Source organism: Niabella sp. ZPM-14 (genome assembly GCF_055693045.2).
Genome location: NZ_CM181148.1, coordinates 4,513,217 through 4,539,125 on the forward strand (window position 1 = coordinate 4,513,217; position 25,909 = coordinate 4,539,125).

Genomic DNA, 25,909 nt, shown 5'->3' on the forward strand with positions numbered 1-25,909 from the left:
CGATGAAAGCTAAGATTGTTATTTCATTCATCTTTTTACTGACTTCTACCGTTGCGTTTTCCCAGGAGTCGATCATTGCCGATATCAATGATCCTTTCCTGAAGAAGTGTATCAGCCTGGCCCTGGTAAACTATCCCAGGAGAAAGGTGGCTGACTATACTACGGAAAAAGCCAGGGCCCAGGTTACCATGGCGACGATGTCTTTGTTTGACATTTTCAATGCCAGCTATTTCTACAGCCCCCAGAGAAACGAAGGACTGATCTATATTCCCGGCGGCGGTAGCGGTGGTGTCAACAATGTGGTGCTAAGCGGGTTCCAGTTTGGTGTGACCGTTAACCTGGGTAACGTGCTCTCCAAGCCTGCCAACCTGAAAGCGGCCAAAGCGGATTATAAAATAGCCCAGGCTCAAAGTGCTGATTACCGCATTGAACTGACCAATATGGTGAAGTCGAACTACTACGATTTCCTTGCTGCAAGAAAGCAGTTAGAGATCAAAACCCTTGCGGCTAAAGATTTCAGAAGCATTTTAACCAATGCTCAATCCCAGTTTCAGAACGGCACCGTGACGCTGGACATTTACACCCAGGCGAAAAGCTCTTCCGTTGAAGCAGACGTAGAGGCACTGGAAGCAGAAGTAACCTATCTGAAAGCCAAAAACCTGCTTGAAAGTGTTATTGGTACGGCTGTTGAGAATGTTAAGTGATAAGACAAAAAAGCAATTAAGTAATGATCAATCTGAATCTAAAGGATTTTTTAAAATATTTACTCAAATTCAAATGGCTGCTGATTGCGGTTCCCGTGGTGATTGCTGTGGCCACTTACTTCATGGCTAAAACGCTGCCGAAGACCTACACTTCAACATCTTTAATTTCTACCGGGCTTGCCAGCCGGTTCCAGCAAAGCGCGCTGAATGGCGCCGAAAGGATGGATTTCTTCCAGCTTAGCCAGCAGTTTGGCAACATCATGGAGCGGATGAAATCAAAGCGCAGCATGAACGCACTGTCGTATAAGCTGATCCTCCACGACCTGGAAAATCCTTCGCAGGCTTTCAAAGAGCCGTCCAAATTGATGAAGCAACTTTCTGAAGAAGACAAGCAGATTGCCATCAATGAATACCGGAAACGCCTGGAGGCGGGTAGTCTGATTTCTGTTGCGGATAACGGCAACCGCATCAAGTTGTTTGATATGCTGACCCAGTCCGGTTATGACGAAAGATCCCTGTTGAAAGACCTTTCCATTTCCAGGAGTGGCGAGAGCGATTTCATTCAGGTGGTGTATTCCTCTCCAAATCCTGATTTATCGGCCTATGTCGTAAATACTTTTTCCACTGATTTTATCACCTATTATAATGGATTGGCTGCGGCCGGTCAGCGGCAGTCATTAGCGCTGCTGGACACGGTGCTGCAGAATAAACAATTGGAAATGGAGCGTAAAAGCGCTGAAGCGAGAAGAGCATTGGAAGGAGAGGCAGCCAAGGCAGCTGGTCAGGCCAATGCGCAGCGTCAGTCTGAAGTGGCCTATTCACGGTATTCTGAAGCCGAAGCACAACGCCTGCAATACCTGCGTCAGATCAGCTCCATCAAAGGAAACCTCGAAGAGGTCAATGCCAAATTGCAGGGCAAGGGCGGATATGTTAATCAAAGCCAGTCCAGGGAAAACGTGGACATCGTCAATATCGATGCGCAACTGAAAATTGCGAACCAGCGGTATATCAATAACAATTTTCGTGCAGAGGACCGGAATACGGTTGACTCATTACAGCGGATCAAAGACCGTTTGATTGCAAGATCTTCCAGCAATGCCGGGTCCAACACGGCTGCCCTGCGGCAGGATCTGCTGGCCGAACGCCTGAAACTGGAAGGCGATCTGGCTTCCACGCAGGCAGCATTAAGAACAGTAGAAGATCAGCTGAGATCGATGCCTAATCCTTCAGGAATAGGTGCTGCAACCAACTTGCCATCCACCTCTACCGATGTTTTACGTGATGCCGAGAACGCGTCCACCGATTATGAGCAGGCGCAAAATCAATACACGCAAACAGAACTGATGGCCAAGAGCAGCGCCAACCTGAGCCTGGCCGAACCGGGATTACCCGGGCCACCCGAAAAATCCAAAACGGTGATGTTTGTTGGTTTTTCAGGCGTCTCAAGTTTCCTGCTCTGCGTGATGACTTTGTTCCTCACGTTTGCCTTAAATAAAAATGTAGAAAACACTTCGAGGCTTGAAGCAGTAACCCAGCAAAAAGTACTCGGCTGTCTTAACTATATCACCGAAGACGATAAGGATCTTCGTAACATATGGAAAGATCAGAACACGATCAAGAATTATAGTGCATATAAAGATCTTCTGCGATCGCTCCGTTTTGAGATCAATCAGCATCTGTCAGAAGAAAATAATGTGTTGGGTATTACCAGCATGAAGAACGGCGATGGGAAAACCTTTCTGGCCGGAAGCCTGAGCTATGCCTTCGCCATGATGGGCAAGAATGTGTTGCTTATCTGTGAAAAGGACGGCAATATCCTCGACCTGGTGACGAATAAAAACGAAGGCATCAATCCTGATAAGCAACAAAAGTTTGAATCCTTCCTCGTTAAAAAGCAGATACAGGTGGAAGACCGGATCACGATCCTGAACCGGAACACGTCCAATAACTCACTGCTTGAACTCAGAGATACCAAGAGCCTGATCGCCGGGTTCGAAGTGTTGAAGAACACATTCGATATAGTGATTATCGATATTTACAGCGGCCAGGATCTGCACAATGTGAAAGAGTGGCTGATGTTTTGTGATCGCAGTGTAGCCGTATATGAAGCCGGTTCCAAATTCTCCGAGGAAAACAGACCTTTCTTAAATTATTTGTCATCACAGCCCGGATTCCTGGGATGGGTTCTGAACAAGGTGAAGATAGCCTGATGGCGATAAAATATATTGATGTACCAAGTGCCATCCGGATATCAGAAATTAACCAAGCGCGGCTACCTGATCATAATAGCAGCACTGGTGTTATGTCTGTTGTCCGGTGTCGCGGCCATGACCACTAACCTGGTCTTCATTCCCATGATTCCCGTGATTTTAGCGGGACTGGTGATATTCCTGGTGGTGTTGTTCAAGGAACCTTTTGTAGGCTTGGTATCGGTCTTTGTCTACTGCTTTTTTCTGTTTGTGCTGTCGAGAGAGATCAGCGGAGATATTCAGTTTGGGCTGGGCACGGAAGCATTGCTGATTTTAACATGGTTGAGCGTGTGGTACAATGCCAAACGCTACGATTTTTCTGTATTAAAAAGTGAACTGACCATTTTATGCCTGGTCTGGTTTGTCATCAGCGTGCTACAATTAGGAAACCCCGCCGGTGCCAGTGTGATGGGCTGGCTGCAGGAGATCCGGTCAACGGCGTTATTGCCTTTACTGATCGCTCCGCTGGGGATGATACTGATCACCAATAAGAAGAAACTGAATACGATTATCTACGTGATGATTGTCTGCTCTTTTTTAGGTGTGCTCAACGGCATCAAGCAACAGTACATCGGACTGTCTCCGGGTGAGCAGCGGTTCCTGGATGAAGGAGGAAGTGTCACGCATATTGTATTTGGTCAGTTGCGCGTGTTTTCCTTTTACAGTCATGCCGGCCAGTTTGGCCCTTCACAGGCGCAGGTATCCGTGCTTTGTGCCATACTTGCCCTGGGTCTTAAAGGTTGGGGCCGGAAGATATTGTTGATCGGTCTTGCGATGCTGTTCTTTTACGGAATGTTGATCTCCGGCACACGCGGCTCTTTCTTTGCGTTGATTGGCGCGGCCGGTTCAGCGTTGTTCTTTGCGCGGAAGTTCAAAGTGATCGTGTTAGGCGTAGTAGTGCTGGGCTTGTTTGTAGGCGTATTGAAATATACGACGATCGGTAACGGGAATTACAATATTTACCGTTTAAGAACCGCTACTGATCCGGAAGATCCTTCATTGAAGGTAAGGCTGGAAAGCCAGCGGGTACTGGCCGAGTACATGAAGTCGAGACCCTTTGGGGGTGGGCTGGGCGTGATCGGGACCTTTGGGCACAAGTATAACAGTGATAAATTTTTGTCGACCATCGAGCCGGATAGTTACTGGGTGAAATTGTGGGCGATGTATGGTATTATCGGTTTTATTATCTGGTTTTGTAGTTTGATGTACCTGATCGGTAAGAGTTTCGGTCTGATCTGGACCATCACCGATAAGAATTTAAAGATCAAGTTAAATGCCCTGGGTTCAGGTGTGATCGGGTTGTTTATATGTAGTTATGGTAACGAGGTGATGAATGATATTCCCTCTTCGCTCATTGTCTGGCTCTCGCTGGCAGCGGTTTTCAATGCACACAGGTTAGAACGCAATGACAAGACCAATAGTCCTGTTTTAATACAATCATAACATGCCCTTTATACTCTTTGTCATACCCGGACTTATTTTTTTCGCGATCGGTATCCGATCCGGGTTGAGAAGCAAAACAAAATGACGCTAAAGGATAAAATAAAATCAAGTGATTTTCTCCGCAAAGTCACCACGTGGATGATGCATCCCAAGCAGGACCCCAGGCCCCGCTATTGGATGCGCATTTTTGTGAACCCTTTTATTCACAAGAAGGGTAGTGGTGCCATTGTCAGAAGAATGGCCCGACTCGATGTGTTTCCTTATAATACCTTCAGTGTCGGACAGCGCTCCATTATCGAAGACTTTTCGGTGATCAATAACGGGGTGGGAAATGTTGTCATCGGCGATCAGACCATCATCGGCATGAGCTGCGTGATCATTGGACCCGTGCAGATCGGCAATCATGTGATGCTGGCGCAGCATATTGTCGTATCCGGCCTCAACCATCGATACGAAGATGTATCAATACCCCCGAGCCTGCAGGATGTAGATTGCAAGCCTATTACGATTGAAGATAATGTGTGGATAGGAGCTAATGCGGTGCTTACCGCAGGCATCACTGTTGGTAAGCATGCCATCGTCGGCGCCGGATCCGTGGTAACCAAAGATGTGCAGCCCTACACGGTAGTAGTGGGCAATCCAGCGCGTATGATCAAACAATACAATCACGAAACCAAAAGCTGGGAGTCAGTCAAAAAATGAGAACCCTCTGGACCATATTACAAGTTGTCGTGACCGCGCCGTTCTGGTTTCCTTTCGTGCTGTTTTTATTAAGCGGCATCAGGAAACTGTTGCGGCCTGCATCTCCAAAGCATGCTGCTGCAATGCCGGGCAATGATATAGGAATTATCGTTACCGCATTTCAACAAACTGATCTCATCCCGGACGTGGTGCATTCCATCCTGCGTTCCACCTATTCCAATTACATGATCTATGTGGTTGCAGATGATTGTGATATATCTAACCTGCATTTCTCATCAGAAAAAGTGATCATCCTCCGGCCCGACACGAAACTGGCCAGCAACACCAGGTCTCACTTTTATGCGATCCGGCATTTCGTGAGGCCACACGATGTGCTCACGATCATCGATAGTGATAACATTGTAGACGAACAATATTTAAGCAGGATCTCCGCGAAGATCAACCAGGGCTACGATGCGGTACAGGGCGTCCGGGCTGCGCGCAACCTGAATACGACCTACGCCTGCCTGGATGAGGCCGGTGATATGCTCTATCGCTTCATCGATCGCAAATTATTGTTTGAAGCAGGCTCATCCGCATCGCTCGCCGGTTCGGGTATGGCTTTCAGGACTGAGGTATTCGTAAAGTCTTTAGAACATTTTGATATATCCGGCGCAGGCTTTGATAAGTTCCTGCAGTACGAGCTGGTTCGAAATAAGAAGCGGATCGCTTTCGCTCAGGATGCTGTCGTGCTCGATGGGAAAACGTCTGCGGCGGATCAGCTGGTGAAGCAACGCGCGCGCTGGATCAACACCTGGTTTAAATACTGGAGCCTGGCCATGCTCCTGTTCTTCAGATCGCTGGTCAACCTCAACTGGAACCAGTTTGCCTTTTCTATGATGTTACTTCGCCCGCCTTTATTTATTTTAGGTTTCGTGAGCGCGGTTTGCATCGTGGTCAATATCTTTTTTGCACCTGCCTTACTCTGGATCTGGCTGGCTTCCATTGTAGTGTTTGTCGCGCTATTCGCGATCGGCCTCCGTACATTTAAAGCTACTCCTGCTATCTATAAAGCATTGGTCAATTTACCGCGGTTTATCTACTACCAGGTCGTGGCTCTTTTCAAAGCACGTGCTGCCAACAAGATTTCTGTAGCAACCCGGCATGATGTTTCAGCTTATAAAAACGATTATTATGAAACGGATAGGAATTGAGGTACAGCGCTTATTCAGGCAGAAAAAACACGGCATGGAAGTGGTGGCCCTGGAACTGATCAGGCAACTGCAGCAACTGGACAAGGAGAATGAATACGTGTTGTTTGTAAAAGATGATGTGGACGATCAGTGCGTGCAACCAACAGACAATTTTCGCATTCAGAAGGTGAAAGGGTTTACTTATGCCGACTGGGAACAATGGTCGTTACCCCGCCAGTTGAGCAAAGCTGGTGTGGACTTTCTGCACGCGACCTGCAACACGGCCCCTTTCAATCCGGGAAGACCGCTGATGCTTACGCTGCACGACATCATCTACCTGGAGTCGCTCGATTTCAAAGGCACGGCTTACCAGAATTTTGGTAATATGTACCGCAAATGGATCGTGCCCAGGGCGGTCAGCAAAAGCGAGGTCATCATCACCGTTTCAGCGTTTGAAAAGAATACGATCGTCAACAAATTAGGATTGCCGGAGGAAAAGGTGAAAGTGATCTATAACGCCGCCAATCCGAAGTTCAACAATCAATACACCCCCGCGCAGATACAACAATTCAAATCAAAGTATAAGCTTCCGGATTCTTTTATCCTGTTCCTGGGCAATACGGCGCCCAAAAAGAACACGCCGAACCTGATCGAAGCGTATATCCATTATCTCAGCACGGTCAACAACCCCGAACCCCTGGTAATACTGGATTACGAAGCGGAACTGGTAAAAAATAAACTGAAAGAAAAAGGCCGCCCCGAGCTGATCAAATGGTTTGTGTTCCCGGGCTTTATCAATGCCGATGAGATGCCGCTGATCTACAACGCAGCAACGCTCTACGTCTATCCTTCATTACGCGAAAGCTTTGGTCTTCCGATATTAGAGGCGATGGGCTGTGGTACGCCTGTTATCACCTCCAACACTTCTTCCATGCCGGAGATCGGCGGAGACGCGGCGGTATACATCGACCCTTATAATGTAATGGACATTGCGGAGAAGATACATGAGGTACTGGCCAATCCCTCATTGCGGCAGGAGCTGTCACAAAATGGAGTGGAGCGTGCGGCGGCTTTTAGCTGGAGAACCTCTGCTTTACAGTTAATGGACCTCTATCAATCAATGCCCTGACAAAACCCTTTCTAAACTATGCTTAAGAATAAAGATATTATCATTGTCGGCCAGCAGCCCTGGGATACGGAGATCGGCAGTAATTGTAAAGACATTGCTTTAGAATTCAGCAAGTACAACAGGGTGCTGTATGTCAACTCTCCGTTGGATCGCATATCCAAGTGGCGCGGAAAAGGCGATCCCAAAATCGATAAACGCATCAACGTGATCAAAGGCAGGGAATCGGGACTGGTGCAGATCAATTACAATCTTTTCAATCTGTATCCCGACTGCCTGGTAGAGTCCATCAACTGGGTGCCTTTCACGGGTTGGTTTAAACCACTGAACCGGATCAACAACAAGCGGTTCGCGCGGTCCATCCAAAAAGCCATTCAACAGCTGTCTTTTAAGAATTACATCCTGTTCAATGATAATGAAGTATTCAAGGCTTTTTATCTCAAGGATTTTTTGAATCCTTTTCTTTCCATTTATTATTCAAGAGACAATATCGTAGGCGTTGAATACTGGAAGAAGCACGGTGCCCAGCTGGAACCTGAACTGATGGCGAAGAGTGACCTTTGCTTAGCCAATTCAGAATATCTCAAAAACTATTGCAAAAGAAATAATCCCAACTCTTTCAAAGTGGGCCAGGGGTGTGACTTTACGTATTTCCGCGACGAGAACCTGGAGCGCAGGCCCGAGATGGAAGCGATTCGCCGTCCTGTCATTGGTTACGTAGGCGCATTATGGACTTCGCGACTGGACCTGACTTTGCTGGAACATCTTGCGGAAAAGAAGGGAAACTGGAGTTTCGTATATATCGGTCCGGAAGATGAAAGCTTTAAGGGAAGCAAACTGCACCATATGTCCAATGTGCACATGCTGGGTACCAGGCGGCCCGAGGAGCTGGCGTCCTATATTCAATACTTCGACGTTTGTATGAACCCGCAATATGTCAATCCTATCACCATTGGTAATTATCCGCGCAAGGTGGACGAATACCTGGCTTTAGGAAAAGCCACCATTGTTACGCAGACCGAGCCCATGCTGGACTTTAAGGATTACATACTGCTGGCTAATAATGAGCAGGAATATATCGACGGCATCCAGCATTTGCTGGACACGGATAGCCCGGAACTAAAGGAAGCCAGGAAAACATTCGCCCTGTCTCATAGCTGGGAAAATAGTATCGAGCTTATGTCCAAAGCTTGTGAAGAAGTAGCGTCGCGGATGAACAAACCTTTTTAATAATGCAATCAATCTTTCTATCGCAATTTTTCTGAACTGAAATGTTATGACCGCTTATGAATCGGAGAAACGTCATTAAAAGTCTTTTTCTTTATGGTGTTGCTGCGGCAGCCGTGGGCTCCGTGTTTGAAATACTGCACTTACATAAGTCCATCGATAAAGAGTATGTGCGATCAAAGAGATCGCTCATCAATGCTTTGGCAGAGCTGATCATCCCCGCAACGGATACGCCGGGCGCCTCCGAAGCTAACGCGGGCGACTATATTGTCCATGCCGTAGCGGAGCAGCTTTCTACCAAGGATGCCAATAATTTCATTTCAGGTCTGAAGAATGTAGAAAGCCTGACCAGGGTGAGATACAAAAAGGATTTCACGGCCTGCACCACCGAACAACAAACGGATATCCTCAGGTCTGTACAAGACAGTACCACTTTGTTTCGCCAGCCTTTGATGCGCAAGATCGACAAACGGCTGAGGGGCGCCCCATTCTTTGAAACATTGAGAGATCTGGCGGTGATCGGTTTTTGCACGTCAGAGATCGGGGCCACAAAAGTATTGCGCTATGACTACATCCCTTTACAATATGCTCCCTGCACGCCTTTAGAACCCGGGCAACCAGGATGGGCTACAAAATAATTTTTATGAACTACGATGCAATTGTAATCGGTTCGGGGATTAGTGGCGGATGGGCTGCTAAAGAACTTACAGAGAAAGGGCTAAAGACCTTATTGTTGGAGCGTGGCCGCGACGTAAAGCATGGGGAATACCCGACTGCCATGTTGAAGCCCTGGGAATTCCCCAATCGCCTGCAGACCACCCGGCAGGACCGGGAAGAGAATCCCGTGCAGCAAAACTTCTTTGATGAGGCATCGAAGGGTTTCTTTATAAAGGATAGCGATTATCCTTACATACAGAACAAGCCTTTCTTTTGGGCGCAGGGCAACCAGGTTGGCGGAAAGTCACTGACCTGGGGCCGGCAATGTTATCGCTGGAGCGATCTGGATTTTGAGGCCAACAGCAAAGACGGTGTAGGTGTCGACTGGCCGATCAGGTATAAAGACCTGGCGCCATGGTATGACTATGTAGAGCAATTTATCGGGGTCAGTGGCAGTAAAGAAAACCTGCCCCAGTTACCGGATGGTTGCTTCCAGGACCCGATGCAGCTCAATTGTATTGAAGATCATTTAAAGGATTCGATCTATAAAAATTTTGATCAGCGGGTATTGACTATTGCGCGGGTCGCGAACCTTACACAACAAATCGGTTCGCGCAGCAAATGCCTCAATAGAAACCTGTGTAGCCGGGGATGCCCGTTTGGCGCGTATTTCAGCAGTAATAGTTCAACCATCCCGGCCGCGCTCGGCACCGGTAACCTGACCCTGCGCCCGTTTTCTACAGTCCTGGAAATCATCTTTGACGATCAAACCCAAAAAGCCAAAGGTGTGCGCGGTATCGATACGGAAACCATGCAGCCTTTTGAATATTACGCACGGATCATTTTTGTCAATGCCTCGACCATTGCCTCTACAGCGATCCTGCTGAATTCGACCTCGCGCCGCTTCCCGGATGGCATGGGCAATGATAGCGGTGAGTTAGGCCACAACCTGATGGACCACCATTCCTCTGCCGGTGCCTGGGGCGAGCATGAAGGCTTCCAGGAGTATTATTATAAAGGCCGAAGGCCTTGCGGGTTTCTCATTCCGCGTTACCGCAATTTGAAAAACGAGAACAACCTGGCTTTTAGACGCGGCTACAATATCCAGGGTGATGGCGAGCGGGGCGAATGGGGCGATATCGTGGGTGCGGCTCCGGGCGAGTTCGGCGAGGACTTTAAAAAGAAATTGATCAAGCCAGGGCCCTGGGCCGTATGGATGGCCGGATGGGGAGAATGCCTTCCTTACCACGAGAATAAGATCAGCCTGAGCGATACAAAAAATAAGTGGGGCATGCCGCTGGTAGAGATCGATTTTGAATTTCGCGAAAATGAACAAAACATGATGACCGATATCCAGGAGTCTTCTGCAGCTATGCTGGATAAGGCCGGGTTCAAAAATATTTCAACATTCAATTATAATAAACCAGGTGGGGGAACCGTCCATGAGATGGGAACCGCCCGGATGGGTCGCGATCCAAAAACGTCTGTGCTGAATGGCAACAACCAGCTGCATGCGGTAAAGAATGTATTCGTCACAGATGGCGCCTGCATGACTTCTTCCGCCTGTCAGAATCCTTCGCTGACCTATATGGCGCTGACCGCCCGCGCCTGCCAGTTCGCGTTCGACGAATTGAAGAAGGGCCATTTATAAGGCAGATGGAAATAAAGCAGCCGGCAGATAAAACGGGAGAATTACCCAACCCGGTCTGACGGTCCCCGTCTGACCGGTTTACGTAGCCGGGGAATCTCGTTTTATCCATAGCCGGCCGGACTATTCCTGGTTTTCGGGCGCTTTACGCTTCAGTATCTTCTTCAGGAATTCTGGATAGAAGGCCACCGCATAGATCCACGGATTAAGCACGTTGATGCGGAAGTATTTCTTTAAGATATAACGGGTGATAAAAAATGCGACCACGTTCACAAACACGCTGGCATAGGCGGCACCCATGATTCCCCAAACCGGTATGAATACCAGGTTCGACAGGAATACCAGAACGCCCGATAACGTCACCATATAAAAGTTAATACGCGCGCGACCCGACGCGGCCAGCACAATACCGGACTGTCTTACGTACGGCGCGAAGATGGCGTTGATCAGGATGATCCTCAGCAGGGGTACCGACTCCTGGTAAGTCTCGCCGGCCACGACGAGCATGACAAAATCAGCCAGGACAAATAAGGCGATAACACAGGGTACCAGGACCGCCAGGATCACGCCGACCGATCTCTCGTACAGGTATTTTACTGAAGCATCTCCGTCCGCCTCGTGCCTTTTAGAACTTTGGGGAAATACGATCGTCGACATGGCGTTGATCGGGATATCTGTGAGGTTCGTGATCCGCATCGTGACGTTAAATATACCACTGGCCGCTTTGGAAAGCATAGAGCCAAGCATCATTTGGTCAATAGAGCCGGCCAGCATCGTGCTCACCCAAACGGCAAAGCTATACTTACCGAAATTCAGTATTTTTTTGATCCAGGTAAAATCGATCAGTTTTGTAAAGCTGATATACTTGTACGTGAATAGCAGCGAGACCAGCGTTGCAGCCACCACACCGAGAATCGTGGCAGTCGTCAGCGAAGTAAGATTCGCCGGCTGGTCAAAAAAGTAATGATAAGAGATATAGCCAAAGGGAACCAATTGTTTCACCATCGGTGCCAGCGATGTCCCTTTAAACTGCAGGTTCGCCTGTTCGATGCAGTTGAGCTCAGACAATACACCTGAGATGATAAACGTGATCGTATACAGGTTGAGCATGAAAGGCAAGACATCGGAATCCCAAAGGTCCCCCGCCAGTGGAGATAGTACCAGGAATAGCAGTGTGAGCAGGAGCGATATCCCGACATTAATGATAAAAGTAGCAGTAGTGATCTTCTTTTTATTGTCTGGATCAGCGCCCGAAAGATATTTGATCGTCGCTTCCTGTGTCAGCCCGTTCTTCGAAAGTTCAACGATAGTAATGATGCTGACAAAAATGATCCAGGTACCGTAGTCGTTTGGCGAAAGCAAACGGATCAGCATGTAGAAGTTGAGAAAACCCAGCACGAGATTACTACTGTTCTGGAAAATAGTCATGATGGCATTTTTGAGCCAGTAGTTTTTTTGAGACATGTTTATGGGCTAGTTAAGCTGTAAAATAAATGACGATGGATTCATTTCACCGGGTTTAATATGCTTCTCGCTTTGGGCATGAAAGTGCAAATATATCATAATGACCTCGTAAGTGTCATTAAATGTGCAGATATGATAAGGGTTGAATAAATAAATTTTTGAACCCGCCTGACGCAATGGTACTCGTTCAAAAGGGATGATTCCGTGACGTAAAAAGACCTGAATAAAGACTCCGAGACTCGCATAGAGTTGGTAGTGATTTTACGGTTGACGCATGGATCAAATGGATTTCTTGACGCTGGAATTATCCCTGCTTCTTACAGGCTGTACTAATTGAAAAGAATTTATGCCCCGGATAAATAAAAACAAAAATCTTCAGCTAAATTTGATGTAATGCAAGTCTGTAATCTGGTTTTAGCCCATAAAAACCCTGGTCAGTTGGGCCGGTTATTGAGAAAATTAAATCATCCTTCCTGCACTACTTATGTTCACGTCGATAATAAAGCAGACATCTCTCTCTTCCGGAAAGCTGTTGCAGACATTCCCAATGTAATATTGATCGAAAACCGCATAGCAGTTCATTGGGGCGGCCCCAGCATGATCTATGCAGTGGTACAATCCATAATGGCGATCAAGGCGTCCGGGGTGCAATATGATTATATCAGCCTGATCAGTGGTCAGGACTTCCCCATCAGGCCTGTCAATGAATTTGTAGATTTTATCAGCCAGCATCAGGGACAGCAATTCATCTCTTATTTTGAAGGCGATGAAGCGAAGGCCTGGTGGGACGACAGTGCGAACCGGTTTGAACGATACCACCTTAATGAGTTGGATATCCGCTTTAAATATGCCGTTCAAAACGTCGCCAATAAAGTATTGCCCCGGCGGCGAGCGCCGGAAGGATGGGAGCTGGTTGGCGGTAACTGCGCCACCTGGTGGACGTTACAGGCCGAATGCGCTTACTATCTTGCAGAGCAGGTGCTGACTCAAAAAAAAGTAAAGGACTTTATCCGCCTGACCTGGGGCATCGACGAGATCATCTTTCCCACGCTCGTCATGAATTCTCCCTTCAGATCGTCCGTTATAAACGACAACCTGCGCTACATCGACTGGGCCGAAAATAACCCCCACCCCAAGATTCTTAAAACAGAAGACTTCGATAAGCTTATACACTCTTCCCATTTCTTCGCGCGTAAGTTCGACGATCAGGTGGATGACCATGTGATATCCCTGTTAGAACAGCGATTGTAACAGGTTCGCCCTCGGATCGTTTTTTCTTTTTCCTTAAAAGAACAACAGCGGACCTGCTGGCCCGCCGCTGACTTATTAATTATATATAGCCGTCTTTTAGGATAATGATCAGAACGACAAATTCGCTCCGATGCCACTGACCTTTGACTTAAAGGTAGTCGTGTTTTCAACTGCATCTGATTCATTCGCGACATACACGTTGTTTTCATCTCTCGATATCCGCGTGCTCGACATATTATTCACTATGATCGCGTCGTTATTGCTAAACGTTAGATTATTGTAAAGTTCCAGCGTGCCGTACGTGTTGTAGAAGTCGAGCAGTCTTCCGGGAAAAGTCATCTTATCCGTATTCATCTTTCCAACGGTGTTATTGTATATTTTAGCATTAGCCGCTTTAAACAGGGTGCTGGCGCGGATATAAGGTGTCACCTGGATCTCAAAACCGCTGTATTTACGGCTGTTGTAGACGATGTTGTTATAGATCTCAACGGTCTTTGTGTCATCAACGCTGTAAAGCCATAATCTTAAGCCGTTACCTTCGTGATTCGTGATCACGTTATTGTAGAATTTACCATTACCGCGCGCAAAGAACACTCCGTTGTGATTGTCGTTGCTGGTATTCACGTTGTTGATCCGGTTATCATGCATGCTAAAGTCTTCTACATTGCCTACAGAAACGACCGAGCCTGGGCTGGGAGAGTCCACGCAGGTAACATGGGCCACTTCCAGCTTTTTGATCAGGCCTATAAAACTGCTGGATGATACGTCGCCGCCCAGGAAAAGTAAAGGACCTACATTGTCCGCATCAATGTTCAGGAAAGCAAGATTAGAGGCATATGAGCCGGCCGCGCCTGTGTATATTTTTGAGTTCAGATCAACATAGCTGATCACATAGTCTCTTACATTGCTGAATTTGATATTCTGCAAAGTGAAATTATCGATCGCTCCGGAAAGCATGATCGCGCGATAAGAACTGTTGGTGAATGAAATGCCTTTATCACTGGCTGACTGCCCGGCTCCTGAAACGGTAACATTGTTCAGGTTGGACAGCGTCATCAGCCTGCCGCCGTCGAATGAGATAGCACCGTCATTAATAAAAGTAACGCGCGCGCCGGAGTTCGGAACAGATACATTTCTGATAACGATACTGTTATAAGATCCGCCTTTAATTTTTACAATATCACCGTTCAAAAACGTGACTTTGGTACCATTTATGGTAAGGTTATTGCCATCAATGGTCAGGTTTCCGGAACCGGTGCCTACCTGTAACACACGACCGCTGGGTGGCCGGGGTACGGTGGTGGTATCGTGAGAAGTGGTATCTGTGTTGATGGTCGTGTCTGAACCGTTTCCGACCGGATCGACCATATCGGGCAGATTACCTTTCGTACAGGAAGAAGAAGAAATAATAAGAACAAGAGCTGACATGAAGATACAAAGTAAAGAGGGGGCTAACACTTTACGCATAGTCGAGATTGGTTTGAATAAAAAATTAGTTTACAGAAACACAATGGGCTACATTTAAATCATGAATGATTTAAAATCAAAATCTTAGACAGAAACAAATAATATGCCATACGGGCAAACAGGTACTTGATAAGCAGTTATATTCTTGTTAACATGGGCGTATATTTATTCTGAAGCGGTGATAAAAACAGGCCTTTCGCTTACATCTACGTTCACGAGACCATTATTTGACTGCAGAGCCGTGGCTCCGCCATTAATGCTATTGTTGACGAGGCTCACCAATCGGAGTTCCTTCGCCGCAGCGGGCAATTGAATGGGCAATGCATTGATTTTCAGATCCTGGCTGGTTCTGGCCCAAACAGCATATACTACTCGGGACGAAGCGGGATCTTTAAATTTATAGACGGATACATTGGCGTTTGCATTCTTCAGCTCGCCTGCGAATTTTGTCCCCTTCAACACATTTTTCAGCGTATACACATAATACCACGACTTTTTCGGAGTGAAATCACCTCTCTGCGCCATCAAACCGCAGGTAGAAAACCAGGTCTTGTCGTTCGGATTGACGTCTCTGGACATATACATCTGGGCCCGATCCACACCCGCCGCAGCCAGTTCCAGGTAAGTCCGCACCAGCCAGATGGCCTGAACTTCGAAGATATCCATCGAGCCGATCCTCGGTGGTGCTAACACAGACTCGGGGTTGGTATCCCATCCAAATTCCGACACCCACACTTCTTTGCCGGGAAGCTGCTCATTACGATACTTTATAATGGCGGCCATCTTCGCCTTAAAGCCCGCGGCTTCAGGACTGACTGCCGGACCGCCTCCCTGCCAGCTCACACCATCCTTAAAAGCGTATACATGGAAATTCAAGACGTCAGCGGCAAACTTTTTATCAGGCCGGTTCGCCTCAAACCAGGTCTTCATTTTTTTCACGTAGTCAAGGTTCAAACTGGCCAGGCCACCCATCACCAGTTTCATGGAAGGGTCGGCGTTTTTGATGCCATATTTTTTACCGTATTTGTTCATGGTGCTGCCATGTCCGTCGTAGTCAGCGCTGGCCATGGCTGCATATTCTTCCGGTTTAAATTCGGCATCGCGGCCTTCCCATGTTTTATCCTGCTCGTTCCAGTCTTCCAGGTATTTCAGGTAACCCAGGCCTGAAACTTTAGGCTGATTGGGCGCCAACGCCAGTGCGCTGTTGTCTGTTTTTACCGAGCCATACCGGGCGGCGAACTGGTACATATGAAAAGCTTTGGCATGGTAAGAAAGCGGATCTGCCGCGTTTAAACCGGCCGCATCGGTTGGCTTATTCTGAGAAGGGAAATTCGTTTGTCCCTGCAGCCAATTCACCGCTCCCTGAATACAGGGCACTACTTCAACCTTTTCATTGTGCAAAGCGGCATAATAATTATCAAAACTCCATCCCGGGTAACTGGGCGAAAATTGCATCTGGTTGTCCGGAAAGCGCGGATAGGTGGCAGATCCGTTTCCTTCGTCCCAGCTCCAGTTGTGGTATTCTCTGATAAAGCCTACCGCTTTAAGCATATCTACCGGATCGTCTATAAATGCGTTGGCTCCTATAAACTGGTCCATGGTGATCGTGCCGGTAGTGCCCCCAATGGGATCTGGCGGGTCGACAGGCTGCTCATTATCCGGCTCCTTATCCGTAGTGTCAGGCGTTTCTTTCGAACTGCAAAACGACATCATGAAGCACAGGACTACCAGAAAGGGCATAGTGATCTTATTAAGTGTCATGGTTGAGGGTTTGAGGATTGGTTGTTTTGGATATCAATAAAATGACACACGTCGCAAAGATATTGTTTTGAAAGGACAGTCAGTGGTCGAGCTGGATGACGATTTTGTAATATTTTTCTAAAATTCAGTTTCTTATGCTGCTCTTTCACACCGGATCATCCGGTCCTTACCCTGCATGTCCTGTTTCAGCAGGGCACTGTAGCCGTTCGATTCAAACAGTTTCAGCGTTTCTGCGCCCAGGTCTTCATGGATCTCCACGTAGATCCTTCCTTCCGGCAACAGCAGTTCTTTGCCGGCGCGGGCGATCGCCTCATAAAAGATCAGGGGTTCCCGGTTGTCTATAAATAAAGCACTGTGCGGCTCATAGCCGGTCACGTTGGGTCGCATCGTGGCCTGATCACTCGAAGGAATATAGGGCGGGTTGCTAACGATCACATCGGCTTTCGGCAGTTGTTTCCAGCTGTCCGGTTTAAGAAAATCCAGTTCGATTAACGATACAGGCGCTTTATGTTTCCGCACATTTTTTTCTGCCACCCGCAGTGCCGCTGCACTTACGTCACAAGAGAACACTGCCGTTTCGGGCAGCTTTCGTTGCAACATAACAGGAATACAGCCGCTGCCGGTGCCGACATCAATAATAGTTAAGCCGGGTTTCCCCGAATAATCTTTGATGATCCAATGAACCAGCTCTTCGGTTTCGGGTCGGGGGATGAGCACCTGCTGATCTACATAAAAAGGAAGCTCGTAAAACCAGGCTTCATTTAAAATATACTGAACCGGTTCGTTTCGACAGAGGCGCTTTACAATTTCGTCCAGCATTTCGTGAAAGCAACCATCAGGGGAAAACCGGACATTCTTTTCAACCCGAAGATTAATGCCGGTTAAATGCTCGATGACGAGATCGAAAATATTCTTTGCTTCGTCCGCGTCATACACCGCACTAAGCGTGCGGACAAACTGGTCCTGTGTTTTTTGTAACGACATAAAAGGATGGTGATCGAATGTCCTTACGCGTGATTGTCAATTTGCCCGCGTGTGCTTCAATAAAGTTTGAAAGGCGGGCGACTGGCCCGCCTTTCAAACAAAGACTCAAATAAGGACATTGTCCCTACAATATTAATCCTTTATAAACGTCTGTACAACTTTACTGTATTTCACCTTGCCGTCAATATCTGTTTGAGCGATTCTTACAAATACTTTTGAAGAAGGTGCATTGAACATCTCTTTCCGGCATCCGGTCCCAACCGCAATGACCAACAGCGCCGATATGGTCAACAGGACGATTCTCTTCCTTCCGGGATTTCCGATGCCTGCAAATGCCAGCAATAATGGCACGGCCCACAGAGCGGCCCAGCCGGCGGTACTGGTCTGGTACTGGTATTCCGTGGGGGAGCTGCTGTTACCGTGGGGAGCTTTGGTGAAGACTTTGTCCAGCGGAATAAAATCCGTTCCGTTTTTGGATATCTCTACAGTAAAAAAGGAATTATTCATTTCCTGCAGCGTGGTCCAGTTTACGAAAAGTGTGTTGCCCTTAATATAGGCATCCAAAGCTCCGAAGTATACCGGCAGAGGTCCGTTATACTCAAAGGCACCCAGATCTACTTTGTCTCCTATTTCCCGGGAGGCCTGCTCAAGGTCCCAGGGTATTTTTTCGGCCAGGGTGACTCCATCGTTATCCAGGTCCAGTGTGTCGGCGGGCAACAGGTCGTTGCTGCCCGTGTCGATAGCAGGACTGGAACTTTGCAGCCGGTAATTATTGCTGGTAGCGTTCTCAAATTGCGGAGCGTTGCTGGTGTTGGTGCCATCTAAGCCTCCGTTAGCTGTATTGTCCAAGTCCTGCACGAGGCTGTACCGGATATCCGGGGCTGAGGTGGCGTTATTGCTACCGATACTCCTGTTGGTGGTAGCTTCATTATCCCAGATAATGGTGTTGTACAACTTCGGCGAAGAAGACCGGTTAAAAATAGCACCGCCGCCATTAGCGGCCTTGTTTCTGCTGAAGGTGGTGTTCGTCAGCTTTGGCGAGGAAGCGTCATTATACAGAGCCCCACCGTCCGGCGCCTCATTTTCGCTAAACACCACATTGGTTAAATTCGGGGACGAGTTGTTCAGGTTGTACATCCCTCCACCACGTGGATTGGTATTGCCTGCGTTTAAAACGACCTTGTTGCCGATAAACCTGACGTTGATCAAAGTGGGAGAGGAGTTGGTGCCATTATATAAACCGCCGCCGCGTACGTGGCCAACATCAGTTCTCATCACAGTGTTTTCAAGAAAAGTGACGTTGATCAAAACCGGGGATGAACTTTCAGTACTCATCATCCCGCCGCCGCGATCGCGCGTAACGTTTTTGGTAAATAAAACATTCATCAACCTGGGAGAGGAAGATGCGGGACAACTCAGACCTCCGCCACCATTCAACGAATAGTTATCACTAATCACAAGATTGGCCAGCGCGGGAGCGGAATTACGGCTGTTGATGCCCCCACCGCCGTTTCGGGAAACTGCTATGCCGTTGATGGTCAAACTGCCGCTGCCCGTTGCATTGCCGTCTTTAACCGTAAAGCCGTCCAACCGGGCGGTGCCTACATTGCCGATACTGGTGACCACATGATAGGCATTACCCGTCGTATCATTCACCGGGCCCAGATCTGCGCTCAGGATTGACCCGGTGCCCGTTCCTGCACTGGTGGGAATAACGCGGGTGTCGCTCAGATCATCGATGCCATTGTCAGGATCAAATCCTCCATAAACCTTCACGTTCGACTTCAGGACAAAGGCATTGTCGCGATCGTTTGGCGTAATGGTGCCGGTAGCGTCTGCTCTGCGGTTGGGCTTGTAAGTACCTACAGCGACAAATACCTGGTCGTTGCTCACAGAGGATGATTGATTGATCATCTCTTGCAGGTCGCCCGATGCATTGGCCCAGGAACTCCCGTCGCCGGTGCCCGTAGCAGCCGCTTTAACATAGCGGGTCGTTTGTGCCAATAAAGTAGTGCTGCACAAAAGTAATGCGAGACAAAAAATTTGGTTTCTCATTTTGTATTTAATAAGGTGTTTAACAGAATGACGGATTAGAGGTCTTGCTATTTTGGTTTGGTCTTAAGCTCTTCGTCATTATGCGGCGAAATTAAATAAAATTATAATTAATTGAAAAAATATATTTTAATTATGATTAATGTTTTTCCTGATCGTTTTACGGGTCTGTTAACCGTATGCCCATAAGCTATTCAAGTAGTTAAAACAGTTACATTTGCAAAAATGTACGAACCGGTTCACGAGCACTATATGCAGCGTTGCCTGCAATTGGCCCAGTTAGCGGCGGGGCAGGTAGCCCCTAACCCCGTTGTAGGTGCTGTTTTGGTGCATGACGGTACGATCATCGGAGAGGGGTTTCACCAGCAATATGGTGGCCCCCATGCTGAGGTGAACTGCATTAATGATGCGCTGCAACACCATGCGGAAAAGATCTCAAAAGCTACGCTGTACGTGTCGCTGGAACCCTGCGCACACTATGGGAAAACACCGCCCTGCGCTGATCTGATCATCCAACATAAAATACCCGAAGTGGTGATTGCCTGCAGGGATAGCTTTGACGAGGTAGACGGCAAAGGCATCGCTAAACTGAAGAAAGCGGGTGTGAAAGTAATCACCGGTGTGCTCGAAAAGCAGGCGCTGCAGCTGAACAAAGCCTTTTTTACTTTTCACGAGAAGCGGAGGCCCTACATCCTCTTGAAATGGGCACAGACTGCAGACCGGTTCATGGCGGGGAGCGGCACCGAACGGCTCATGATCAGCAACGCCTATTCGCAGCGGAAAGTGCACCGCTGGCGCAGTGAAACCGCTGCTATTATGGTTGGAGCTAATACGGTACAACACGATGATCCTTTGCTTGACAACCGGTTCTGGTTTGGACGCGCATCGAAGAAAATTGTATTCGATCCCCGGCTGAAGCTCACCCGTGATTTCCGCTTATTCAATACGACCGATGTAGTATTAGTGCTGAATACAGTGAAAGACGCAGTGGCCGGAAATATCATGTATGTTAAGATAGACCCTAAAAACCTGGTAGCCGACGCAATGCATCAGCTGTACAACATGAACATTCAAAGTGTTTTTGTCGAAGGCGGGCGTCAACTGCTTCAGGGCTTTATTGACCAGGACCTTTGGGATGAAGCTATCACGATCATGAATAGCAGCCAGTTTATCGGAGAGGGACTCGACGCTCCTCAACTTAAACACCATGTGCCGACAGGCCACGAATCTTTATTTGAAGACCAGATCCAATATTTTAAACATAAAAGCAACTCGTTTATCCATGCAGCTACCGGACTATTTTAATACGATCGATTCAATGGGTACTGCAGAATTTAAGGATAAAGGCAGTCGCTTTATCGCCATCGCCGTGCCGGTGAAGACGGCAGCCGATTGCAAACAAAAGCTGGCCGAGATCAAAAAGCAATATCCTAAAGCGAGTCATTACTGCTTTGCTTACCGGCTGGGCCTGGATGCTAACCAATTTCGGGTCAGTGATGATGGCGAGCCTTCCGGCTCAGCGGGAAGACCGATCCTGGGTCAGATCGACAGTCGTGGCGCCACAGATATCCTGATCGTCGTAGTCCGGTATTTTGGAGGCACTTTGCTGGGCGTACCCGGACTGATCAACGCCTATAAATCGGTCGCCGCCATGGTGCTGCAGGTGATGCCGCTCGTCAGAAAACCGGTGTTGATGCCTTATCACCTTCAGTTTGATTACACCCAGATGAACGATATTATGACCGCCATCAAACAATTTGACTGTGAGATTTTCAGGCAGGAGCTGCAGCTTTTTTGTTCGATGGATATCGGTATACCTAAATACCGGCTCAACGAAACCCTGATGAAGCTGGGTGATAGCCGCGACATATTGATCAAAGCCTCTGCGACTTAAACGCTGCTTCCCTGAAAAAATTTCAGGAAAACCGCTACTGCTCTGCATTTTAGTCATATTTAAACCGCTGAATCTGACATCCTTGCACGAAAAGGGTGCCTGGACATCAATTTGATAACATAGATCTATCAGTCACCGGAAATTCAGCGTGATTATTGCTGCTCCACACAACGGAGATGCCCAGGCCGAACCGGTGCTAACCATTAAATAGTACAAAAAGCAGAAACTATGAATCTAGGAAACTTTACAATAAAAGCAGCGGAGGCGTTTCAGCAGGCGCAACAAATCGCCTTCAACGCTTCCAATCCCAATATCGAAACCGAGCACTTGTTAAAATCTTTGCTCGACCAGGAGGATTCTCCGGTAGATTACCTTTTAAAAAAGAATAATGTGACCGTGAACCTCGTCGAAAATAAACTGAATGAATTACTCGCCAAGCTGCCTAAGTCATCCGGCGAGCCCGCGCAGCAGATCAGCCGGGAGGCGAACAGTGTTGTATTAAGAGCCGGTGCGGCATTGAAGCAATTCAATGATGAATTTATCACGCCAGAGCATCTGTTGCTGGCCATTGTTGAAGGCAATGATGCGACCGGTAAGTTGTTGAAAGACGCAGGTCTCACTGCAAAAGGCCTGATCACGGCGATCAAAGAATTGAGGCAGGGATCGACCGTGTCATCACAAACACAAACACAGGAGTTCAACGCGCTCAACAAATATGCAAAAAACCTGAATGAATTAGCGCGCCAGGGCAAGCTCGATCCTGTGATTGGCCGGGACGAGGAGATTCGCAGGACGCTTCATATTCTGAGCCGGAGAACGAAGAATAACCCGATCCTCGTAGGGGAGCCGGGTGTAGGTAAAACCGCCATTGCAGAAGGCATTGCACACCGGATCGTGAACGGAGACGTGCCGGAAAACCTGAAGTCGAAAATTATTTATGCTTTGGATATGGGCCAGCTGATCGCCGGTGCCAAGTACAAAGGTGAATTTGAAGAGCGTTTGAAAGGAGTGGTGAAAGAAGTGGGTGGCAGCGATGGTGAGATCATATTGTTCATTGACGAGATCCATACCCTGGTCGGTGCAGGCGGGGGAGAAGGGGCGATGGATGCTGCCAATATTCTGAAGCCGGCTTTGGCACGCGGAGAACTTCGTGCGGTGGGGGCCACTACGCTTAATGAATACCAGAAGTTTTTTGAAAAAGACAAGGCACTGGAACGCCGGTTCCAGAAAGTGATGGTGGATGAGCCTTCGATTGAAGATGCCATCTCCATCCTGAGAGGTTTAAAAGATAAATACGAAACGCACCACCATGTGCGGATCAAGGATGATGCAATTATTGCTGCGGTGGAGCTGTCAAGCCGTTACATCACCGACAGATTCTTGCCCGACAAGGCTATTGACCTTATCGATGAGAGCGCCGCCAAGCTGCGCCTGGAAATGAACTCCATGCCCGAAGAGCTCGATAAGCTTGACCGGCAGATCCGCCAACTCGAGATTGAAAGAGAAGCGATCAAACGTGAGAATGACGAGGAAAAGCTGAAGCAGCTGAATACGGAGATCGCCAATCTGTCTGTCGAGCGTGACACCTTAAAGGCCAAATGGTCGGAAGAAAAAGAGTTAGTAGATAAAATTCAAAATGCTAAAGCGGGCATCGAAAGTCTGAAAGTGGAAGCGGAGCAGGCCGAGCGTAATGGCGATTATGGAAAAGTGGCCGAGATCCGGTACGGGAAAATGAAAGAAGAAGAAGAGCGCATCGCCCGGCTGACAAAGGAACTGCAGGAGGATACCGAAAAGCGCTTACTAAAAGAAGAAGTGGATGCGGAGGACATTGCTGAAAGCGTAGCCAAAGCGACCGGCATCCCGGTGAGTAAGATGATGCAGAGCGACCGGGAAAAGCTGTTGCATCTTGAAGATCATTTGCATGAAAGAGTGGTAGGGCAGGATGAAGCTATTGCAGCCGTTGCCGATGCGATCCGTCGCAGCCGCGCCGGCCTGAGCGATCCGAAAAAACCTATAGGATCTTTTATCTTCCTGGGCACGACCGGTGTAGGTAAAACAGAGCTGGCCAAAGCATTGGCCGAATACCTGTTTGACGATGAGAGCATGATGACCCGCATCGATATGAGTGAATACCAGGAGAAACATACGGTCAGCAGGCTGGTAGGTGCGCCTCCCGGCTACGTAGGCTATGACGAAGGCGGACAACTGACAGAAGCCGTGCGGCGCAAACCTTACAGCGTAGTGTTGCTCGACGAAATCGAAAAGGCTCATCCGGATGTGTGGAATGTATTGTTACAGGTGCTGGACGATGGAAGACTTACCGATAACAAAGGCCGGATCGTTAATTTCAAGAACACGATCATTATCATGACCAGCAATATAGGAAGTCATTTGATCCAGGAAGCCTTTGAAGATGTTACAGAAAAAACGGTGGATGTGGCGGCTGAAAGGGCCCGCGTTCAGGTAATGAATTTGCTGAAGGGAACGGTGCGGCCTGAATTCTTAAACCGGGTAGACGAGATACTGATGTTCCATCCGTTACTCAAAAAAGATATCGTCAATATCATCAAAATACAGTTGGCTGGTTTGAAAAAGCAGGTGTTGCAAAATAGTGGCTTGCAGCTGGAGTTTAGTGATTATGCGCTGGAGTTTCTCGCCGAGCAGGGGTTTGATGTGCAATTTGGAGCACGTCCCTTGAAAAGGTTGATCCAGAAAGAAATCGTGAACCAGTTGAGCAAGCGGATATTGTTGGGTGATATCGATAAGAGTCAGCCGGTGCTGGTTGATGTTTTTGATAATACCGTGGTTTTTCGCAATGAAGCGCAGGAAGCTAAGCGGATCTGATAGGAGCGAGTGGGTGGTGGAACTGGAATAATTATTGAGCACATTTTACAGTTGATCTATAATAACCTGGTGGAAATGGTCAGAAATTCTCTTTTTTTGATACCGCTAACCGTAGTCGCTATCAGTAAAAAATTTGTGCGGAGAAAAATATAATTATCATCACCCACTCCTTATATTTGACCTGTTTTTGGTTTTGTGTAATATAGGGAATTACTTGCCTAATAAATTGTAAACTTTATGAGTGTTAAAAAAGACGACGAAGTAATCATTGAACCTAAGGATATCTTTGTAGGTAAAAAGGAAGCGTCTGTTGTGTTGATGGAATTTGGAGAATATGAAAGTGAGGATTGTGCAAAAGCCAATGAGATAGTGAAACAGCTTTTAACTGATTACGACGGTAAAATAAAGTTTAACTTTCGTCATTTTCCGCAGACCAGGATCCATCAGCGCAGCCTTAAGGCAGCGGAAGCAGCCATCGCGGCGGCGCAGGAAGGTAAGTTCTGGGAAATGCATAATGAGTTGTTCCAAAACCGCCGGAACCTGGGTACTACCAGTTTAAAATTGCACTCCAAAGAAGCCGGTGTAAAGAATAAAAACTTCCTCGATGAGCTCGTGAACGGTACCTATGGATGGCAGGTTCAGGACGACCTGAAAGAAGGGCTTGACAGGGGTGTAAAAGAAGTGCCTACTTTCTTTGTGAACAACGAGATGGTGAAGGGAAAACCGACCTATGCTTCATTAAGCGCTGCGATTGAAGCTGCGTTAAAAAATGGTAAAAAGCCCGCGTCTTCTAAAGCTAAAGCAGCGCCTAAAAAAGCAGCAACCGCTGCTTCAAAAACCAAGAAGTAAACGCTTGACGCAAAGCCGCTCATCTACTGCTACTTCTACTTAATATTCCATACGCTGATCAATAGATAATAAATGATATGTTTGATGAAACCCTTTACAGTAAAGGGTTTCATCGTTTTTAATCATATAGTATCCACTAAGTGCATAAGTTATTTTATATATGTGAAGGATTGATGAAGAAGGCTTTTTTTTGCAATCTTTAAGGCGGTGTATTGAATAATTTCGAAAGCGCTATTCGTGGCTTGTGCAAAATTCTCATTAATGAAAAAAATGTCAATGATTATTTTTTTTATGTTGAATAAATGTGGATATTCGCCGTCCGTCTAAATTATTTTTGTCGTATGTAGACCGGCAGATTTTGGAACGTTTTTATTGAATTTTTAAAAATTGTAGCACCCATAAATTCGCTGTTTCA

Annotated in this window: 19 protein-coding genes; 14 read left to right on the forward strand and 5 right to left on the reverse strand. The window is 47.5% G+C overall.

From position 1 onward, the window contains the following. The first annotated feature begins 2 nt into the window (after window positions 1-2). The 9 genes from ACU37H_RS19135 to ACU37H_RS19175 all read left to right on the forward strand — a co-directional run bounded on the left by ACU37H_RS19135 (window position 3) and on the right by ACU37H_RS19175 (window position 10,931). A complete protein-coding gene (locus tag ACU37H_RS19135; RefSeq protein WP_472706344.1) occupies window positions 3-704 on the forward strand; it encodes a TolC family protein in 702 nt (233 codons plus the stop codon). Window positions 705-727: 23 nt separating this feature from the next. Beyond that, window positions 728-2,914 carry a hypothetical protein gene (locus ACU37H_RS19140; protein WP_472706346.1) on the forward strand — a complete coding sequence of 729 codons (2,187 nt, stop codon included), beginning with the start codon at window positions 728-730 and terminating at the stop codon, window positions 2,912-2,914. Between the two features lie 18 nt (window positions 2,915-2,932). Next, complete coding sequence (locus tag ACU37H_RS19145) at window positions 2,933-4,396, forward strand: O-antigen ligase family protein (RefSeq protein ID WP_472706348.1); 1,464 nt, start codon at window positions 2,933-2,935, stop codon at window positions 4,394-4,396. Window positions 4,397-4,477: 81 nt separating this feature from the next. After that, window positions 4,478-5,098, forward strand: coding sequence for an acyltransferase (locus tag ACU37H_RS19150; RefSeq protein WP_472706350.1), 621 nt, complete (start codon window positions 4,478-4,480; stop codon window positions 5,096-5,098). Then, window positions 5,095-6,291 (forward strand): glycosyltransferase, encoded by a 1,197-nt coding sequence (locus tag ACU37H_RS19155; RefSeq protein ID WP_472706352.1) that lies wholly within the window; start codon window positions 5,095-5,097, stop codon window positions 6,289-6,291. Before ACU37H_RS19150 ends, ACU37H_RS19155 begins: the two co-directional genes overlap by 4 nt. Further along, entirely contained in the window at window positions 6,272-7,399 is a 1,128-nt protein-coding gene (locus ACU37H_RS19160) for a glycosyltransferase family 4 protein (RefSeq protein ID WP_472706354.1), read from the forward strand. The genes ACU37H_RS19155 and ACU37H_RS19160 overlap by 20 nt, the downstream gene beginning before the upstream one ends. An 18-nt stretch (window positions 7,400-7,417) precedes the next feature. Continuing rightward, complete coding sequence (locus tag ACU37H_RS19165; protein WP_472706356.1) at window positions 7,418-8,626, forward strand: glycosyltransferase; 1,209 nt, start codon at window positions 7,418-7,420, stop codon at window positions 8,624-8,626. Between the two features lie 56 nt (window positions 8,627-8,682). After that, complete coding sequence (locus tag ACU37H_RS19170; protein WP_472706358.1) at window positions 8,683-9,261, forward strand: gluconate 2-dehydrogenase subunit 3 family protein; 579 nt, start codon at window positions 8,683-8,685, stop codon at window positions 9,259-9,261. Window positions 9,262-9,266: 5 nt separating this feature from the next. Then, on the forward strand, window positions 9,267-10,931 hold the full coding sequence (locus ACU37H_RS19175) for a GMC oxidoreductase (protein ID WP_472706360.1): 1,665 nt from the start codon (window positions 9,267-9,269) through the stop codon (window positions 10,929-10,931). 120 nt (window positions 10,932-11,051) lie between these two features. Here the strand turns inward: ACU37H_RS19175 and ACU37H_RS19180 are convergent, their stop codons facing one another. Further along, window positions 11,052-12,392 carry a flippase gene (locus ACU37H_RS19180; RefSeq protein ID WP_472706361.1) on the reverse strand — a complete coding sequence of 447 codons (1,341 nt, stop codon included), beginning with the start codon at window positions 12,390-12,392 and terminating at the stop codon, window positions 11,052-11,054. A 393-nt stretch (window positions 12,393-12,785) separates the two neighbouring features. On the opposite strand from ACU37H_RS19180, the gene ACU37H_RS19185 reads away from it, so the two are divergent. After that, complete coding sequence (locus ACU37H_RS19185) at window positions 12,786-13,643, forward strand: beta-1,6-N-acetylglucosaminyltransferase (protein WP_472706363.1); 858 nt, start codon at window positions 12,786-12,788, stop codon at window positions 13,641-13,643. A gap of 108 nt (window positions 13,644-13,751) precedes the next feature. Here the strand turns inward: ACU37H_RS19185 and ACU37H_RS19190 are convergent, their stop codons facing one another. The 4 genes from ACU37H_RS19190 to ACU37H_RS19205 all read right to left on the reverse strand — a co-directional run bounded on the left by ACU37H_RS19190 (window position 13,752) and on the right by ACU37H_RS19205 (window position 19,910). Beyond that, the gene (locus ACU37H_RS19190; RefSeq protein WP_472706365.1) at window positions 13,752-15,071 is read right to left on the reverse strand and encodes a hypothetical protein; all 1,320 of its coding nucleotides are present in this window, start codon (window positions 15,069-15,071) and stop codon (window positions 13,752-13,754) included. Between the two features lie 204 nt (window positions 15,072-15,275). Then, a complete protein-coding gene (locus tag ACU37H_RS19195; protein WP_472706367.1) occupies window positions 15,276-16,871 on the reverse strand; it encodes a hypothetical protein in 1,596 nt (531 codons plus the stop codon). 132 nt (window positions 16,872-17,003) lie between these two features. After that, a complete protein-coding gene (prmC, locus tag ACU37H_RS19200; RefSeq protein WP_472706369.1) occupies window positions 17,004-17,855 on the reverse strand; it encodes a peptide chain release factor N(5)-glutamine methyltransferase in 852 nt (283 codons plus the stop codon). Between the two features lie 132 nt (window positions 17,856-17,987). Next, complete coding sequence (locus ACU37H_RS19205) at window positions 17,988-19,910, reverse strand: choice-of-anchor Q domain-containing protein (RefSeq protein WP_472706371.1); 1,923 nt, start codon at window positions 19,908-19,910, stop codon at window positions 17,988-17,990. A 222-nt stretch (window positions 19,911-20,132) separates the two neighbouring features. Here ACU37H_RS19205 and ribD point away from each other — a divergent pair, with 222 nt between their 5' ends. From ribD to ACU37H_RS19225, 4 genes are all read left to right on the forward strand, one after another. After that, window positions 20,133-21,212: a bifunctional diaminohydroxyphosphoribosylaminopyrimidine deaminase/5-amino-6-(5-phosphoribosylamino)uracil reductase RibD gene (gene ribD, locus ACU37H_RS19210; protein WP_472706373.1), complete on the forward strand. Its 1,080-nt coding sequence runs from the start codon at window positions 20,133-20,135 to the stop codon at window positions 21,210-21,212. Continuing rightward, window positions 21,190-21,801, forward strand: a complete 612-nt coding sequence (locus ACU37H_RS19215) for an IMPACT family protein (protein ID WP_472706375.1) — start codon at window positions 21,190-21,192, stop codon at window positions 21,799-21,801. The genes ribD and ACU37H_RS19215 overlap by 23 nt, the downstream gene beginning before the upstream one ends. A gap of 228 nt (window positions 21,802-22,029) precedes the next feature. Beyond that, entirely contained in the window at window positions 22,030-24,645 is a 2,616-nt protein-coding gene (gene clpB / locus ACU37H_RS19220) for an ATP-dependent chaperone ClpB (protein WP_472706377.1), read from the forward strand. A 237-nt stretch (window positions 24,646-24,882) separates the two neighbouring features. Beyond that, window positions 24,883-25,494, forward strand: a complete 612-nt coding sequence (locus ACU37H_RS19225) for a DsbA family protein (RefSeq protein WP_472706379.1) — start codon at window positions 24,883-24,885, stop codon at window positions 25,492-25,494. The last annotated feature ends 415 nt before the right edge of the window (window positions 25,495-25,909 follow it).